The 15830-nt window shown below is 71.7% G+C and carries 15 protein-coding genes; 4 read left to right on the top strand and 11 right to left on the bottom strand.

Going from position 1 to position 15830, the window contains the following annotated elements:
- Positions 1–272 precede the first annotated feature (272 nt).
- Positions 273–623 (bottom strand): cupin domain-containing protein, encoded by a 351-nt coding sequence (locus ACGF4C_RS32660; protein ID WP_393571203.1) that lies wholly within the window; start codon positions 621–623, stop codon positions 273–275.
- A 71-nt stretch (positions 624–694) separates the two neighbouring features.
- On the opposite strand from ACGF4C_RS32660, the gene ACGF4C_RS32655 reads away from it, so the two are divergent.
- Positions 695–1711, top strand: a complete 1017-nt coding sequence (locus ACGF4C_RS32655; RefSeq protein ID WP_393571201.1) for a GlxA family transcriptional regulator — start codon at positions 695–697, stop codon at positions 1709–1711.
- Positions 1712–1774: 63 nt separating this feature from the next.
- Here the strand turns inward: ACGF4C_RS32655 and ACGF4C_RS32650 are convergent, their stop codons facing one another.
- The 4 genes from ACGF4C_RS32650 to ACGF4C_RS32635 all read right to left on the bottom strand — a co-directional run bounded on the left by ACGF4C_RS32650 (position 1775) and on the right by ACGF4C_RS32635 (position 8304).
- Positions 1775–3190: a sugar porter family MFS transporter gene (locus ACGF4C_RS32650; RefSeq protein WP_393571199.1), complete on the bottom strand. Its 1416-nt coding sequence runs from the start codon at positions 3188–3190 to the stop codon at positions 1775–1777.
- A 232-nt stretch (positions 3191–3422) separates the two neighbouring features.
- Entirely contained in the window at positions 3423–7037 is a 3615-nt protein-coding gene (gene smc / locus ACGF4C_RS32645) for a chromosome segregation protein SMC (RefSeq protein ID WP_393571197.1), read from the bottom strand.
- Positions 7038–7438: 401 nt separating this feature from the next.
- On the bottom strand, positions 7439–7642 hold the full coding sequence (locus tag ACGF4C_RS32640; RefSeq protein WP_006602857.1) for a hypothetical protein: 204 nt from the start codon (positions 7640–7642) through the stop codon (positions 7439–7441).
- Between the two features lie 380 nt (positions 7643–8022).
- Positions 8023–8304 (bottom strand): acylphosphatase, encoded by a 282-nt coding sequence (locus ACGF4C_RS32635; protein WP_310729482.1) that lies wholly within the window; start codon positions 8302–8304, stop codon positions 8023–8025.
- A gap of 131 nt (positions 8305–8435) precedes the next feature.
- Here ACGF4C_RS32635 and ACGF4C_RS32630 point away from each other — a divergent pair, with 131 nt between their 5' ends.
- Together ACGF4C_RS32630 and ACGF4C_RS32625 are read left to right on the top strand one after the other, a co-directional pair.
- Positions 8436–9380 (top strand): CAP domain-containing protein, encoded by a 945-nt coding sequence (locus ACGF4C_RS32630; protein ID WP_393571194.1) that lies wholly within the window; start codon positions 8436–8438, stop codon positions 9378–9380.
- A 132-nt stretch (positions 9381–9512) separates the two neighbouring features.
- A complete protein-coding gene (locus ACGF4C_RS32625; RefSeq protein WP_393571192.1) occupies positions 9513–9899 on the top strand; it encodes a hypothetical protein in 387 nt (128 codons plus the stop codon).
- 139 nt (positions 9900–10038) lie between these two features.
- Here the strand turns inward: ACGF4C_RS32625 and ACGF4C_RS32620 are convergent, their stop codons facing one another.
- On the bottom strand, positions 10039–10629 hold the full coding sequence (locus ACGF4C_RS32620) for a flavodoxin family protein (RefSeq protein ID WP_199816414.1): 591 nt from the start codon (positions 10627–10629) through the stop codon (positions 10039–10041).
- Positions 10630–10800: 171 nt separating this feature from the next.
- Between ACGF4C_RS32620 and ACGF4C_RS32615 the strand changes: the two genes are divergently transcribed.
- Positions 10801–11229 carry a winged helix-turn-helix transcriptional regulator gene (locus tag ACGF4C_RS32615; RefSeq protein ID WP_393571190.1) on the top strand — a complete coding sequence of 143 codons (429 nt, stop codon included), beginning with the start codon at positions 10801–10803 and terminating at the stop codon, positions 11227–11229.
- A 60-nt stretch (positions 11230–11289) separates the two neighbouring features.
- Here the strand turns inward: ACGF4C_RS32615 and mutM are convergent, their stop codons facing one another.
- From mutM to ACGF4C_RS32590, 5 genes are all read right to left on the bottom strand, one after another.
- A complete protein-coding gene (gene mutM, locus ACGF4C_RS32610) occupies positions 11290–12216 on the bottom strand; it encodes a bifunctional DNA-formamidopyrimidine glycosylase/DNA-(apurinic or apyrimidinic site) lyase (protein ID WP_393571188.1) in 927 nt (308 codons plus the stop codon).
- 173 nt (positions 12217–12389) lie between these two features.
- Complete coding sequence (rnc, locus tag ACGF4C_RS32605) at positions 12390–13262, bottom strand: ribonuclease III (RefSeq protein ID WP_393571186.1); 873 nt, start codon at positions 13260–13262, stop codon at positions 12390–12392.
- Between the two features lie 7 nt (positions 13263–13269).
- Positions 13270–13443 carry a 50S ribosomal protein L32 gene (gene rpmF, locus ACGF4C_RS32600; protein ID WP_028802425.1) on the bottom strand — a complete coding sequence of 58 codons (174 nt, stop codon included), beginning with the start codon at positions 13441–13443 and terminating at the stop codon, positions 13270–13272.
- 2 nt (positions 13444–13445) lie between these two features.
- Positions 13446–14108, bottom strand: a complete 663-nt coding sequence (locus ACGF4C_RS32595) for a DUF177 domain-containing protein (RefSeq protein ID WP_030414206.1) — start codon at positions 14106–14108, stop codon at positions 13446–13448.
- A gap of 497 nt (positions 14109–14605) precedes the next feature.
- Positions 14606–15712, bottom strand: coding sequence for a cell division initiation protein (locus ACGF4C_RS32590; RefSeq protein ID WP_393571183.1), 1107 nt, complete (start codon positions 15710–15712; stop codon positions 14606–14608).
- Positions 15713–15830 lie beyond the last annotated feature (118 nt).

Below are 15830 nucleotides of genomic sequence, written 5' to 3'. Positions count from 1 at the left end.
CCAACGCCCACCCCCACCCACCTCTTCCCTCTCCCTCAACGGGAGGGGACGGGCTGGAGGGGCCGGTGTTTGGGACGTAAAGCGTCAGCAGTCCCAAACACCGGCCCCGGAGGCCCGTCACCGCACCCGACAACCACCCAGCCCGCCGCAGGCGCAACGGCGAGACCACCCGCGGCGCCGCAGACAGCCACGTACGCGGCGCCGCAAAGCGCAACGGCGAGAAGCCCCGCGGCGGGACAGCCAACTACGTGGGAGGAAAGCCAAGCGCCGCCTCACCCCTCCGGGTAGAAGACGAACAGCGTGCAGCCCGTGTCCGAGTGGGGGAGGTGCCAGGAGCCCGCGGGGGCGTGGAGGAATGAGCCGGCGGGGTGGTCGCCGAAGCCGTCGTTGAAGGTGCCGGAGACGACGAAGACCTCCTCCGGTCCCGGCTCGTGTACGTCGATGCGTTCCCAGGCGGCGCCCGGGTCGAGCTCCAGGACCTGGGCCTTGGCTCCGTTGTCGCCGTTCCACAGGGGGCGGATCCTGACTCCCGGGAAGAGTTCCTTCACCGGTGCGCCGGAGACCTCCGACCACACGTAACCGGGCATCTCCTGACCGCTGATCGCGTTGCTGTGCTGTGTCATGGGCCCATCCTCATCGGGCCGGTGGGTCCTCCCCCAGTGTCAGAAATGACGTCCTCGGGTACTTTCCTGCCATGGTCTCCGCCCACGACGGCAGCCCGCCGCACCATGTGGCCGCGCTCGTCCACCCGCCCCAGGGCCCCTTCGAACTCGGCTGTGCTGCCGAGGTGTTCGGCACCCGCCGCCCCGGTGTGCCCACCCGCTACGACTTCACGGTGTGCGCGGAGACCCCGGGCCCGGTGCGGACGACGGCGGGCTACGACATGCTGGTCACCGCCGGGCTGTCCGCGCTGGCCACGGCGGACACGGTCGTCGTCCCGGGCTGGATCCCGCAGGACGAGCCGCTGTCCCCCGCCGTGCGCGAGGCCCTGCTCGCCGCGCACCGCAACGGCGCCCGCCTGGTCAGCATCTGCTCCGGCGTCTTCGCCCTGGCGCAGACCGGTCTGCTCGACGGGCGCCGGGCGACCACCCACTGGGCGCGGGCGGCCGAACTGGCGGCCCGTTTCCCGGAGTTGGAGGTGGACGCCGGGGTGCTGTACATCGACCACGGCGACGTGGCGACGAGTGCGGGCGCGGCGGCCGGGGTCGATCTCTGTCTGCACCTGGTACGCAGCGACCACGGCGCGGCGCACGCGGCGCGGATCGCCCGGCACATGGTCATGCCGCCGCACCGGGAAGGGGGTCAGGCCCAGTACGCGGCCCCGCCCGCGCAGGACCGGATCGACCCGGCGCCGGCGATGGAGCGGTCGCTGGCCCCGTTGCTGGAGTGGGTTGCGGAGCGGCTGTCCGAACCGGTGTCGGTGGCGGACATGGCGGAGTGGCTGCGGGTCTCCGCGCGGACCCTGGCCCGCCGGTTCGACGAGCAGCTCGGCACCAGTCCCGGCCAGTGGCTGCTGGGCCGGCGGATCACCGCGGCCCGGGCCCTGCTGGAGGAGACCGATCTGCCCGTCGAGGCGGTCGCGGTGCGGGTGGGCCTGTCCTCGGCGACCAACCTCCGGCGCCGGTTCCAGCAGGCCGTGCACACCACACCGGCGGCGTACCGGCGGGCGTTCCGTACGACGGGCGAAGCGGCCGGGGAACGGAAAAGCTGATGCCCCGGACCGCCTGTCGGTCCGGGGCAACAGCTTGCACTGAGGAGTGGGCTGGCGGGGGGGTTAGCCCATCTCCTCCAACGCCTTGCCCTTCGTCTCCTTCACGAACTTGAGCACGAAGGGGATCGAGAGCAGGGCGAAGACCATGTAGATCACGTAGGTGCCCGAGAGGTTCCAGTCGGACAGGCTCGGGAAGCTGGCCGTGATGGCCCAGTTGGCGATCCACTGCGCGGAGGCGGCGACGCCCAGTGCGGCGGCGCGGATCTTGTTCGGGAACATCTCGCCGAGGAAGACCCAGACCACGACGCCCCAGGAGAGGGCGAAGAAGAGCACGAAGACGTGGGCGGCGATCAGGGCCACGGTGCCTTCGGTGGTCGGCAGGGTGCCGGCCGCGGTCTTGGCGGAGAAGGCCCAGGCCTCCAGGCCGAGCGAGACGGCCATGCCGACCGAGCCGATCAGGGCCAGCGGGCGGCGGCCGATCCGGTCGACGAAGATCATCGCGATCACGGTGCCGATGATGTTGATGATCGACGTGGTGAAGCTGTAGAAGAACGAGCTCTCGGGGTTGATGCCGACGGACTGCCACAGCGTCGAGGAGTAGTAGAACGCCACGTTGATGCCGACCAGCTGCTGGAAGACCGAGAGGCCGATGCCGACCCAGACGATCGGCAGGAAGCCCACCTTGCCGAGCAGGTCCTTGAAGCTCGACTTGTGCTCGCGGCGCATCGCGTCCTGGATCTCGACGAGCCGGGTGTCGAGGTTGACGGTGTGGCCCTCGACCTCGGCCAGCACCTCCTTGGCCCGGGTCGTCTTGCCGATGGAGATCAGGTAGCGCGGCGACTCGGGGATCGCGAAGGACAGCAGGCCGTAGAGGACGGCCGGAATGACCATCACGCCGAGCATCCACTGCCAGGCCTCCAGGCCGGCGATGGTGCCGCGCTGCTTGCCGTCGGCGAGGTTGAGGATGCCCCAGTTGACGAGCTGGGAGACGGCGATGCCGATGACGATGGCGGCCTGCTGGAAGGAGCCGAGGCGGCCGCGGTAGGCGGGCGGCGAGACCTCGGCGATGTAGGCCGGGCCGATGACCGAGGCCATACCGATGGCGAAGCCGCCGATGATCCGCCAGAGGGCGAGGTCCCACAGCGCGAACGGCAGGGCGGACCCCACGGCGCTGACCGTGAACAGCACCGAGGCGATCTGCATCACCCGGATGCGTCCTATGCGGTCGGCGATCCGGCCGGCGGTGGCGGCTCCGATGGCGCAGCCGATCAGGGCGACGGCGATCACCTGGGCGAGGATGGCGGACCCGACGTCGTAGCGGCTGCGGATCGCCTCGACGGCGCCGTTGATCACGGAGCTGTCGTAGCCGAAGAGGAAGCCGCCCATCGCGGCAGCCGCGGTGATGAAGATGACATGGCCGAGGTGTTCGGGGTGGGCCTTACGGCCTTCCGGAACCGTCGGCTGCGCGGTGCTGGTCAACGTGAACTCCAGTGGCCCGGCTGCGCTGCCGGGCGTAGGGGGCTGGCCCTTCTAGTGGTGCATAGGTTGGGGGTACCCACCACTTGAAGGTAAAAGCAACGTTGCAGAGACTATGCCTTCAAGTTTCGAAGTCAATAGGCCGAGATGGATTTGTTTCCCCGCGGTTTGCGGGACGGTTCATTCAACTTGTGAATTGATCAGGAACTGATGCCGCGTCGGGCACGCGCTGCGATCAGTGCAGTCGCTGGCTGATGACCTTCGAGACGCCGTCCCCTTGCATGGATACCCCGTACAGGGCGTCCGCGACCTCCATCGTGCGCTTCTGGTGCGTGATCACGATGAGCTGGGAGCTCTCCTGCAGCTCCTCCATGATCCGGATCAGCCGCTGGAGATTGGTGTCGTCCAGCGCCGCCTCGACCTCGTCCATGACGTAGAACGGGCTGGGCCGCGCCTTGAAGATCGACACCAGCAGGGCCACCGCGGTCAGCGAACGCTCGCCGCCCGACAGCAGCGACAGCCGCTTGACCTTCTTGCCCGGCGGCCGGGCCTCGACGTCCACGCCGGTCGCCAGCATGTCGTCCGGGTCGGTGAGCACCAGACGCCCCTCGCCCCCGGGGAAGAGCCGCGCGAAGACGCCCTCGAACTCCCGCGCGGTGTCGTGGTACGCCTCGGTGAAGACCTGCTCCACCCGCTCGTCGACCTCCTTGACCACCCGCAACAGGTCGGCCCGGGTCTTCTTCAAGTCTTCAAGCTGCTCACTGAGGAACTGGTGGCGTTCCTCCAGCGCCGCGAACTCCTCCAGGGCCAGCGGGTTCACCTTCCCGAGCTGCTGATACGCCCGCTCGGCGGCTCGCAGCCGCTTCTCCTGCTCGGCCCGCACGTAGGGCACCGGCTGGTTGCGGGGATGCTCCGGGTCGTCCGGCAGCGTCTCGCCCTCCGCCGGCGGCGACGGCGGTACCGGCTGGTCCGGGCCGTACTCGGACGCGAGCGCGGCCGGCTCCACCCCCAGCTCCTCCAGCGCCCGGCTCTCCAGCTGCTCGATCCGCAGCCGCTTCTCGGCCCCGAGCACCTCGCCCCGGTGCACCGAGTCCGTCAGCTTGTCCAGCTCGGACTTCAGGTCCCGGGCCGCGTTCCGCTCGGCCACCAGCGCGTGTTCCCGCTCGGCCTTGGCCCGATCCGCGGCGGCCCGCTCCTCCTCGGCCCGGACCACCGACACCTCGACGTGCGCCAGCAGCTGCCGCGCCCCGGACGCCACCGCCCCGGCCACCGTCGCCTCGTGCCGCAACCGGGCGCGCCGCCGCTCGGCTCGCGCCCGCGCCTCCCGCTCCGCGCGCGCCCCCCGGTCCAGCGCGTCCGCCCGCCCGGCCAGCGCCTTGACCCGCTCCTCGTGCGTACGCGCCTGGAGCCGGGCCTCCATCTCCGTCTGCCGGGCGTTGGCGCCGTCCGCCGCCAGCCGGTCCCGTACGGAGGTGTCGGGCTCCTCGTCGCCGACGCCCGGCTCCTCCTCGGCCACCGCCAGCCGCTCGGCCAGCTCCTCGGCCTCCTCGGTGGCCCGGACCAGCGCCTCCTCGGCGCGCGAGGCCGCCGCGGCGGCCCGCTCGGCCTCGCCGGCGGCCGCCCTGGCCTGCCCGCCGAGCCGCCCCAGGTCCCCCGCGACCTTGGACTTCTCCCGGTCCGCGGCCCGCCGCCGCTCGACCAGCTCCTCGACCAGCGCGGCACACTCCGCCCGCCGCGCCTCCGCGGCCCGCTGCTCCTCGGCCAGCCGCGCACAGCGCTCCGCCAGCGCCTCCAGTTCGGCGGCCGCCTCGTCGACCGAGGCCTGCATCTCCAGCAGGCTCGGCGCACCGGCCGAGCCGCCGTGCGCGAAGTGCGCCCCGAGCAGATCGCCCTCACCGGTCACGGCCAGCAGCTCCGGCCGCGCGGCCACCAGGTCCTCGGCGTCCTCCAGCGTCCCGACGACCACCACGTCCCGCAGCAGCCGGGCCACCGCGGCCGTCAACTCCACCGGCCCGTGCACCAGTTGACCGGCCGGTACGGGCTCCGCGCGCGGCCCGGGCACCCGGTGCACGGCGGCCGCGGCGGCGTCCCCGGCCCCGCCCTGCGCCGGCACCGTCCCCGTCCCCGTTCCGCCGGTCCCGAGCACCATCGCGGCCCGCCCGGCGTCCTGCTTGCGCAGCAGCCGGATGGCGTCGGCGGCGGTGGCCGGGTCGCTGACCGCGACCGCGTCCGCCGCCGCACCGAGCGCGGCGGCCACCGGCACCTCGAAGCCGGGCGTGACGGTCAGCAGCTCGGCGGCCGGCCCGAGCACCCCGCTGAGCTGCTCGGACGCGGCGAGCAGGGCGCCGGTGCCGTCCTTGCGGCGCAGCCCGAGGGCGAGTGCGTCGTGCCGGGCGGCGGTCGCCGCGCGCTTGCGCTCGGCCGCGGTCAGCGCCTCCCGGGCGGCGGTCAGTGCGGTGTCCGCCTCGGCCAGCTCCCGGCGGGCCGCGTCGTGCCGGGCCGCGCTCTCCTCGTCGTCCGCGTCCAGCCCCTCGACCTCGGCCTTGAGCTGCTCGTACTCCTCCTGGGCCGCGGCCGCCCGCTGCCGGGCGTCGTCCCTGGCCTCGGCGAGCCGGCCGATCTCCGCCTGGGCCGACGCGGCCCGGCCGCGGGCCGCGGTGACCTGGCCGCTGAGCCGGGCCAGGCCCTCGCGGCGGTCCGCGAGGGCCCGGGCCAGGTCCCGCAGCCGCCGCTCCTCGTCCGCCAACTGCCGCTCCAGTGCGGCGCGGTGTTCGACGGTGTCCTCCAGCGCCCGGGTCGCCGCCTCCAGCGCGGCCGCCAACTCCGCCTCCTGCTCGCGGATCCGGGCCGCCTCCCGTTCCATGTCGTCCGGGTCGCGCCCGGTCCGCTCCTCGGGCGGGGCCGCGGTGGCGCTCTTGACCCGCGCCTCGGCCAGCGAGATCGTGCCGCGCACCCGCTCGGCGAGCTGTGACAGCTCGTACCAGGTCTGCTGGGCGCGCTGCACCCGCGGGGTGAGCGCGGCGACCTCCTCCTCCAGGGCCGCCTCCCGGCGCTGGGCGGTGCGCAGCCGCTCCTCGGCGGCCTGCTTGCGCTCCTTGAGCGCCGCCTCGTCGGCGATCTCCGCCTGCAGCGCGGCACGCTGCGTGACGAGGTCGTCGGCGAGCAACCGCAGCCGGGCGTCCCGCAGGTCGGCCTGGATGACGGCGGCGCGCCGGGCGACCGCGGCCTGCCGCCCGAGCGGTTTGAGCTGCCGCCGCAGCTCGTCGGTCAGGTCCTGGACGCGGGCGAGATTGGCCTTCATCGCCTCCAGCTTCCGCAGCGCCTTTTCCTTGCGCTTACGGTGCTTGAGGACGCCGGCCGCCTCCTCGATGAAGGCCCGGCGGCCCATCGGATCGGCGTGCAGAACGGAATCGAGCTGGCCCTGTCCGACGATGACGTGCATCTCCCGGCCGATACCGGAATCGGAGAGCAATTCCTGGATATCGAGCAGCCGGCAGGTGTCCCCGTTGATCTGGTACTCGCTTCCGCCATTGCGGAACATGATCCGGGTGAGGGTGACTTCGGCGTACTCGATCGGCAGTGCACCGTCGGAGTTGTCGATGGTGAGCGAGACCTCGGCCCGGCCGAGCGGCGGCCGCCCGGTCGTCCCGGCGAAGATGACGTCCTCCATCTTCCCGCCGCGCAGCGACTTCGCGCCCTGCTCCCCCATGACCCAGGACAGCGCGTCCACGACATTGGACTTGCCGGAACCATTGGGGCCCACGACACAGGTGATTCCCGGTTCGAACCGGAGCGTCGTGGCGGAGGCGAAGGACTTGAAGCCTCGCAGGGTCAGACTCTTGAGGTGCACGCCGTTGGACTCTACCGGCCGCCCCTTGACGGACCACCCCAACATTCCGCCGCCGGCCCCCGCCCCCGGTACGGGCCCCGGCACCTGCAGATACCGCGCCGTTCATTTTCGGTTTCACCGCGGAAAGCGAAGGGCACATCATGCGGTAAGGGAGGGGCGGCCCGGCCGGATCGGCCGTATTCGATCACAGGCCGCATTGATCGCGGACGGTATCCATCACGAGAAGTGCCGGGCCCACGAGACCGGGCACACAAGAAGAGCCGGACGCGGGCACCCAAGAAGTGCCGGACGGCGGACGAAGAGCCGGGAAACGACGAAGGGACGCCGAAGCGTCCCTTGCAGATCTTGAAGAGAGCGGTGCCTCAAGCGGCTGGCAAGCAGCCCTACCGGCCCTCGTCGGGTCAGGTGAGCGCGGGCTCCGCCTGGGGTACGTCGATGTCGAGCATCGAGTCGTCGCGACGTGCGGCAGCGGACAGCATGTCGTTTTCGGCCTGCATCCGGATAAGCTCGGATTCAAGGTCTTGGACGCGCTGCTGAAGCCGTCGCATCTCGGAGAGGACTCGGGGGTCGGAGCCGCCGACGTAACCGAGAAGCGCCTTTGCCATGATGGATGGTCCTCCACAATGAGTGACCGACCGAAGCGGTGTGGGTCGTGAGGGATTCGCACCCGCGGCTTGTCATTCTCTGGTGTACTCAATGCCAAACAGCTAAGGTGCGCGGGGATTCCAGAGTCTCACCAAACGGTTGGACGGTCAACACGATCACGCCCCGTATCCTCGGGCACCTGAGAGTGCGCGGCCGCGAGGGCGCTGCGCCGACTCCCCAGAAAGGTCCCGCGGGGGCGTAGAGATCATCCGTACAGCGGCAGCCTTGCACGGGTCGGCCGAGTTGGCAACCACCAGCGCTTATCTCCCGTAAGCAGCTGACGAAGACGCACCGCCAAGATCGCGGACAGCGGCCCTGCGGGCGGTTTCGGTGGCCGGTATCAGCGGATCTCGAAGCCGTCGTAACCGCCCCGCGGCGTGGCCCATATCTCAGTGACTCCGTCTACTCGCCCGGGCGTGTCACCGGTCCGCAGCCAATCGAGCAACTGATCGCATCGGTCCTTCGGGCCCTCGGCTACCACCTGGACGCGGCCGTCACCGAGATTGCTCGCGAATCCGCTGAGTTCACCGATTCGCAGGGCGTTCGCACGGGTGAACCAGCGGAACCCCACACCCTGCACCCGCCCCCGTACCCACGCGGTCACGCGCACCTCTTCTTCCATGTGTGCACGTTAACCGGCCAATTGCTCAACGGGCACTTCGGCCCCATGCGTCATGGCGTACAGTCCCCCGACAGCGAAACTCACCCTTATGGGTGAGCGTGTTGACGCTGAGGACGGAAGGAAGACACCGGATGGGCCGCCATCGACGTCTTGCGAATCCCCTGCCGGCAGCCCCCGGCCCACGGTCTGTTGACGCCCCGACGGCAACGATGCCGGCCGCCGGACCCGACGGCCCGGCGCGGCGCCGCTCACACCGTGCGACCAGCACCCGGGGGGCGGCTCCGGTACGCACCGGCCTGCTCGGCGCCTCCGCTGCGGTGGCGATGGGGGCCGTGGCGGTCGCGTCCGGACTGATCCCGGGCGGCAGCCACTTCGACGGCGGTACGGGTGACGGGCCCGGCGAGCGCGTACGGGCCGGGGCCCTGCCGGAGGCCACCGCGCCGCAGGGCGCCCTCTCGGTGTCCCCCTCCGAGCGCGCCACCCTCCCGGCCAGCCGCGGCAGCGCCCGCGCCGCGGTCCCCGGCGCCACCGGCCCCACCACCCCGACGACCTCCCCCTCCCCGCACCGCCCCGCCAAGTCCCCCACCCGGAAGGCCGATTCGCCCGGCTCCGCCGCGCCCACCGGCCACCCGTCGGCCGCCGCGTCCGCGGCCGCGACACCGCGGCCCACCGCGTCCGTCTCCGACGGCACCGGCAGCGAGTCGTCGGCCGAGGCCCAGGTGCTGGCCCTGGTCAACCAGGAGCGGTCCCGGGCCGGCTGCTCCCCCGTGACCGCCGATCCGGAACTGGCCTCCCTCGCCCAACGGTTCAGCGACGACATGGCCCGCCGCGGCTTCTTCGACCACACCGACCCCGACGGCCACACCCCCTGGGACCGCGCCGAGGCCCAGGGCATCAGCGACCTCGGCGGTGAGAACATCGCCCGCGGCCAGGCCACCGCCCAGGCCGTCATGGACACCTGGATGCACAGCCCCGGCCACCGCGCCAACATCCTCAACTGCGAGTACAAGACCCTCGGCGTCGGCGCCCACTTCGGCCCGGGCGGGCCGTGGTGGACCCAGGACTTCGGCTTCTGACCTGTCCCATGACCGGGCCCTGACCTGCGCCTGAGCCGCTCCTGAGCCGCCCCCGCGCTCCCGGCGGGCGCACTGGTGCGCCGTTGATGCGCCCTGCATATGCCATCGAGGCCCCCGGTAACTTCGCCGTCCATGAAGGGACTGGGGAAGTACTGGGGGTGGGCGGTCTTCGCGGTGCTCATCGCGGCCTGGCCGACCTCCGCGTTCGGGCCGGGGGTGCTGCTGACCCTCTCGGCGCTGAGCACGGTGTACTTCTTCTTCCGCATCCCGGCGTGGTGTGGCGCCTCGGGGCGGGAGGGGACGTGCCGCAACAACAGCAAGGGCGTGCTGATGGGCTGTCATCTCCGGCAGCACAAGTGGCAGAAGTTCAAGCTGGTCGTCGTGCGGGAACGGTGGCGCCAGCTGGCGAGGGAGCTGTTCCCCAACGCGACGTCCGCCCTGGCGACGGTCGGCGGCGTCCTCGCGGTGCTGTCGGGCATCGCCTCCGTACTGCAGCCGTTCTGGGGGAAGGGCTGGTAGCCGCGCGTTGTGGGCGGTGCGGGGAAGGGCCGGCAACGGCTCAGGGCCTCTGACCGAGGTGCTGATCAGAGGCCCTGGCGGCGCGGGTGTGCGGCTCCCTGCCCCGCGCCGGTCGGTGGGACGACCCCGCTTGCGCCGGTCAGGCGGACAGTGCGGCGCGGCCCGCGAGGGTGACCCGGGCCTGCTCGGCGATACGGCGGCCGAGGTGTTCGGCCGTGGCGACGTCGGCCTTGTGGACGCCCTCGGGGCCCTGGTCGTTGTTCGACTGGGCGGCGGCACCCAGGAAGAAGCCCAGCCGGTTCAGGTCGTTCTCGGACGCGGTGGAGGAGTTCCAGCCCGGGAGCAGGTTGAGGCCGACCCACGTCATGCCGTGCTGGGCGGCGAGCACCGTGAAGAACTGCAGGGTGTGCAGCTTGTCGCCGCTCTTGGAGGCGGAGTTGGTGAAGCCCGCCGCGATCTTGTCCTGCCAGGCGCGGGTGGCCCAGCGCGCGGACGTCGCCTCGGCGAAGACGTGGAACGCGCCGGAGGCGGTGCCCATGTACGTCGGCGAGCCGAAGACGATCGCGTCGGAGGCGTCGAGCTGCTCCCACTGGGCCTCGGTGATCTCGTCGACCTTGATCAGGTGGACGGTGGCGCCCGCCTCGGCGGCGCCGGCCCGGACGGCCTCGGCGAGGACGGCGGTGTGGCCGAAACCGGAGTGATAGGCGATCGAGACGACGGGCGCGGGCAGAGCAGGGGTGGTCACGGGGTCTCCTCGGAGGACGGTGCCCCGGTCGGTGGTCGCCGGGGCGTCTGCACCGAGAAAAGCACTAACTTTTCGAAAGTGCAACCCGAGAGATAGTGCCCACTAATCAGATAGCGCTATCCAGCAGTGAGCGCTATCGCGGAGTATGGTGTGAGGATGGCGACGACCGAGACCGCGGACCAGGCGAACGGGGCGGCCACCGGCTGCTGTCCGGACGACCTGGCCTACGACGTGTTCGCGCGCAACTGCCCCTCCCGCGACACGCTCAAGCACATCACCGACCGCTGGGGCAGCCTGACGCTGGGCGCGCTGCTCGACGGGACCTTCCGGTTCAACGAACTGCGGCGCCGGGTCGACGGGGTGAGCGAGAAGATGCTGTCGCAGACCCTGCACGCGCTGGAGCGGGACGGACTGGTGCACCGCGAGGCGCAGCAGACCAACCCGCCGCGGGTGGACTACGCACTGACCCCGCTGGGACACCAGGTCGCCCGCCAACTCCGGGCGCTGATCGACCTGGTGGAGGACCGCATGCCGCAGGTCCTGCTGGCACAGGAGCGCTACGACGCCGAGCACACCGCGCGCTGAGCCGCCGGCCTCACGCGCCCTGGGGGAAGCCCTTGGGGGAAGGGCCGATGGCGGACCCGTTCAGGGGCGCGGCGGCCGCTGGCAGCGCGGGCAGAAGTAGCTGGAGCGGTTCATCCACGGCCGGCGGCGGATCGCCGTACCGCAGCGGCGGCAGGGCTCGTCCTCGCGGCCGTAGGCGTCCAGCGAGCGCTCGAAGTAACCGGACTCGCCGTTGACGTTGACGTAGAGGCTGTCGAAGCTGGTGCCGCCGACGGCCAGCGCGGCCCGCATCACGTCCCGTACGTGCCCGAGCAGCTCGGCGGTGCGCGGGCGGGTGAGGGTGGCGGTCGGCCGGTCGTAGTGCAGCTTGCTGCGCCAGAGCGCCTCGTCGGCGTAGATGTTGCCGACGCCGCTGATCAGCGTCTGATCGAGCAGCGCCCGCTTGACGGTGGTCCGGCGGCGGCGCAGCGCGTCGTGGAAGGCGGCGTCGTCGAAGGCCGGGTCGAGCGGGTCGCGGGCGATGTGCGCGATGACGTCGGGCAGCTGGTCGGGGTCGCCGGGCACGGTGTCGTGCAGCGACAGGCCGCCGAAGGTGCGCTGGTCGACGAAGCGGAGTTCGGTCCCCAGGTCGTCGGCGAACCGCAGCCGGATGCGCAGGTGCTTCTCGTCCGGCGCGTCGTGCGGCTGGACCAGCAGCTGGCCGCTCATGCCGAGGTGGGCGAGGACCGCCAGACCGTGCGTCACGTCGGGGGTGACGAGCGGCGCGATGCCCTCGGCAGCGGTCTGCGCGGCCGGGGTACCGCCGGTCACCGGGATCCAGAGGTACTTGCCGCGGCGGCGCGCGGTCCCCAGGCGCAGCCCGGTGAGGCGGGCCGCGAAGTCCTCCGCCCCGGCCGTGTGCCGGCGGATCGCCCGCGGATGCCGCACCTCGACGTCGTCGATGGTGCGGCCGTCGACCCACCGCTCCAATCCGCGGCGGACGACCTCGACCTCGGGCAGCTCGGGCACGACGGACTCCTCGGAACGACGACGACGGGTGGGAGGGGCCGCCTGGGCGGAAGGACTCCGACGGAAGAACTCCGAAGGATTGCCCCACAGGGACTTCGGCGGACGGCGGGAAAGACTTCTGACCCCGTCCGGGGCGACGCGCGGTCGCCCCGGACGGGGTCAGAAGAGGTGCTTCAGTGTGCCGACGACGAGCCGTCGTCGGCGGTGGTGGGAGCCGATCCGTCCGGGCCCGGCGACGGGGCGTCGCCGGAGGCCGCCGCCTTGGCCGCCTCGTCCGCCGCGGCGCGGATGGCGCGCCACGCGGACTCCGCCGCCTGCTGCTCGGCTTCCTTCTTGCTGCGGCCGGTGCCGGTGCCGTACGAGACACCACCGACGCGGGCGGCAGCAGTAAAGGTCTTCTCGTGGTCCGGGCCGGTCTCGGTGACCAGGTACTCCGGGACGCCGAGACCCTCGGTCGCGGTGAGTTCCTGGAGGCTGGTCTTCCAGTCCAGGCCCGCGCCCAGGCTGGAGGACTTCTCGATGAGCGGGTCGAAGAGCCGGTGCACCAGCTCGGCGGCCGCGTCGAGACCCTGGTCGAGGTAGACCGCGCCGATCACTGCTTCGAGTGTGTCGGCGAGGATGGAGGCCTTGTCCCGGCCGCCCGTGCCCTCTTCGCCCCGTCCGAGGCGGATGAAGGCACCGAGGTCGAGGCCGCGCCCCACCTCGGCGAGCGCACGCGAGTTGACCACCGCGGCCCGCAGTTTGGCCAGCTGGCCTTCGGGCAGGTCGGGGTGGATGCGGTACAGCGTGTCCGTGACCACCAGGCCGAGCACCGAGTCCCCGAGGAACTCCAGCCGCTCGTTGGTGGGCAGACCGCCGTTCTCGTATGCGAACGAGCGGTGCGTCAGCGCACGCACCAGAAGGGCGGACTCGAGCTGGTACCCGAGCCGCCCTTCCAGAAGCGTGTGGGACGAGGCTGTGTCCGCCGGAGTCGTTTCCTCCCCGCGCTTGCGGGATGCCGAATGGGCGTCTTCCGCCTTTTTGGGGCTAGACACAGTGCCTGTCACCAGCCGCTCAGACCTCGAGGACCTGGCGCTTGTTGTAGGTGCCGCAAGCGGGGCACGCGATGTGCTGCTGCTTCGGCTCGTGGCAGCGCTCGCACGCCACCAGGGTGGGGACCGCAGCCTTCCACTGCGACCGGCGGTGGCGCGTGTTGCTGCGCGACATCTTCCGCTTCGGAACAGCCACGGCTACTTCTCCTGAGGTTCATCCCCGCCGTCGCGGGGTGCGTTGTCCTTCTCGCCGTCCTTGCTGGTTTCGGCGAGTCCCTGCAGTGCCGCCCAACGGATGTCGACGGCGTCGTGGTGGTGGTCCGGGTCGTCCGCGAGCCGCACTCCGCAATCGGAGCACAGGCCCGGGCAGTCGTCCTGGCACACCGGCTGCATCGGCAGTGCGAGCACCACCGCATCACGCAGCACGGGTTCGAGGTCGAACAGGTCGTCCTCGATGAAGAGGGTGTCCTCCTCGTCCTCGGCGTCGTCGCCCGCGTCCTTGTCATGGACCCTGGCGTCGGCGTCGGGGTAGGCGAACAACTCCTGGAAGTCGCTGTCGAGCTCTCGCTCCAGCGGCTCCAGACACCTTACGCACTCCCCCTTGACCGTTGCACGGGCGGTACCCGTGACGAGCACCCCGTCCATGACCGATTCGAGGCGGAGGTCGAGCTCGATCGGGGCACCCTCGGGCACACCGATGACCTCGTTGCCGAGGTCCCGGGGGGCCTCGACGGAGCGGGAGACCCTCTTGAGCGCACCGGGACGCCGACCCAGCTCACGCGTATCGAACACGAGAGGGGCGCGGTGGTCGAGGCGGGCGTTGATGGCTTCCTGCTTTCTACGGGGTTTCGTGCCACCCATGCTTCACTGGGAAATCCGGGCAGCAGAGATCGCGGAAATACGCGCGACCGAAGAGCCAGGATACTGGAAGCACCCCGATAGGCCCAATCCGCACCCACTCTCCCCGGCCACACACGGGCGGCGGGCGGGCCAGGCGCGTACGGGCCACGTAAACGCCTCGTACGGGGCAGGGGCGTACGGGCCATGTACCGGCCGCGCACTGGGCAGGGGCGTACGGGCCGCGCGTGGGCCGGGTGCGGGAGGTACGTGGGGGCCCGGGGCATACACCTGGGCAACCGGCCGGGGGCACACAGCTGGCGGGCGGGCCTTTATCCCTAGGGGCGATCGAACAGATCCCGTAGGGGTCACAAGGCCCCCCTGCGGGGCCACAACCAGGTGCGGGGCGGAGGTTATTCCGGCGCGCAGGGGGCGCCGGGGGCGCAACGGGGCGCGGGCGGGGCGCCCAAAAGCCGCCGGCACTGCCCCGCACCGGCATCCCCTCCCCGTGAAGGGGTGGCCTACTGGCGGCCCTCTTCGTATTGGCGGAGTTGGTCGAGGTTGATCATGCTGGTGTCGAAGAGGCTGGTTTCGTCCAGGGCGGCGGGCTGGGCGGGCGTGTGCGGGGCGTGCTGGGGCTGCTGGGGGACCTGGGGCTGGAGGTAGGCGTTCGGGTCGTAGCCGGGCTGCTGGGGCTGCTGCTGCCAGTCGTAGGCGTACGGGTCCGGGTGCTGGGTGTACGCGGCGGCCTGCTGGGGCTGCTGGTAGCCGTAGACGTCCTGCTGGGGGTAGGCGGCCGGGTCGGTGTAGTAGCCCTGCTGCTGGGGCTGGAGCTGCTGCTGGTGCTCCTGGGGCTGGGGCTGGTCCTGCGGCATCGCGGGCGTCTGCGGTTCACGGTCGGCGCCGATGCCGGCCAGCTCGGCCAGGTACTCCGCGTCGGCCTGCGGCTGGGCGTTCTGCGGGTCGCCCTGGGCCGCCAGGTGCGCGGCGAGTTCGTCGATCGCCTGGGCGCCCTGGAGCTTGTCGCGGCCCCGGCCGACCGCCTCCAGCGTCTTGGTCAGCACGGCCTGGAAGGCGCCGAACTTGGCGTCCACGTAGGCGTCCGCGCGCTGCCTGAGGGTCTCGGGGTCGGCGCTGCGCTCGGGGGCCTCGGTGTCCTCGTAGCCCTGCTCGTCGAGTCCGGGGCCCCGGCCGAGCAGCTTCTCGCGGCCGCGGTCGACGGATCCGATGGTCTTGGTGAGGACGACCTCGAAGTTGGCGAGCTTGGAGTCGACGTAGTCGTCGGCCTCGGCGCGGATCTCGGCGGCCTCCCGGGTGGCCTCGGCGAGGATCCGGTCCGCCTCCTCCTGCGACTGCCGGGCGATCTCGGTGTCGGAGACCAGCGAACCGCGGTGGGCGTGCGCGGACTCGATGATCCGCTCCGCCTCCGCGCGCGCCTCCTCGACCATCTGCTCCCGGCCGCCGAGCAGCTCCTGGGCCTGGGCGAGCGACCCGGGGAGCGCGGCGCGCACCTCTTCCAGCATGGCGAGCAGCTCGGCGCGGTTGACCACGCACGAGGCCGACATGGGCATGGACCGCGCGCCGGCGACGGTCGCGACGATGTCGTCGAGCTTCTTCTGCACGTCCACCTTGGACTCGCCACTCTCTGAGGGGTTGGAACGACGGAACGGGACGACTGTACGTCCACCGGCCCTCCGCCCGACACCAACTGACGGTACGTCAGGAAGTGGCGCGGCCGGGTGCGCC

Source organism: Streptomyces sp. NPDC048197, from assembly GCF_043202395.1.
GTDB lineage: Bacteria > Actinomycetota > Actinomycetes > Streptomycetales > Streptomycetaceae > Streptomyces > Streptomyces siderophoricus.
Note: the sequence above shows the minus strand (reverse complement) of the source record. Positions and strands in the feature narration are given on the sequence as shown.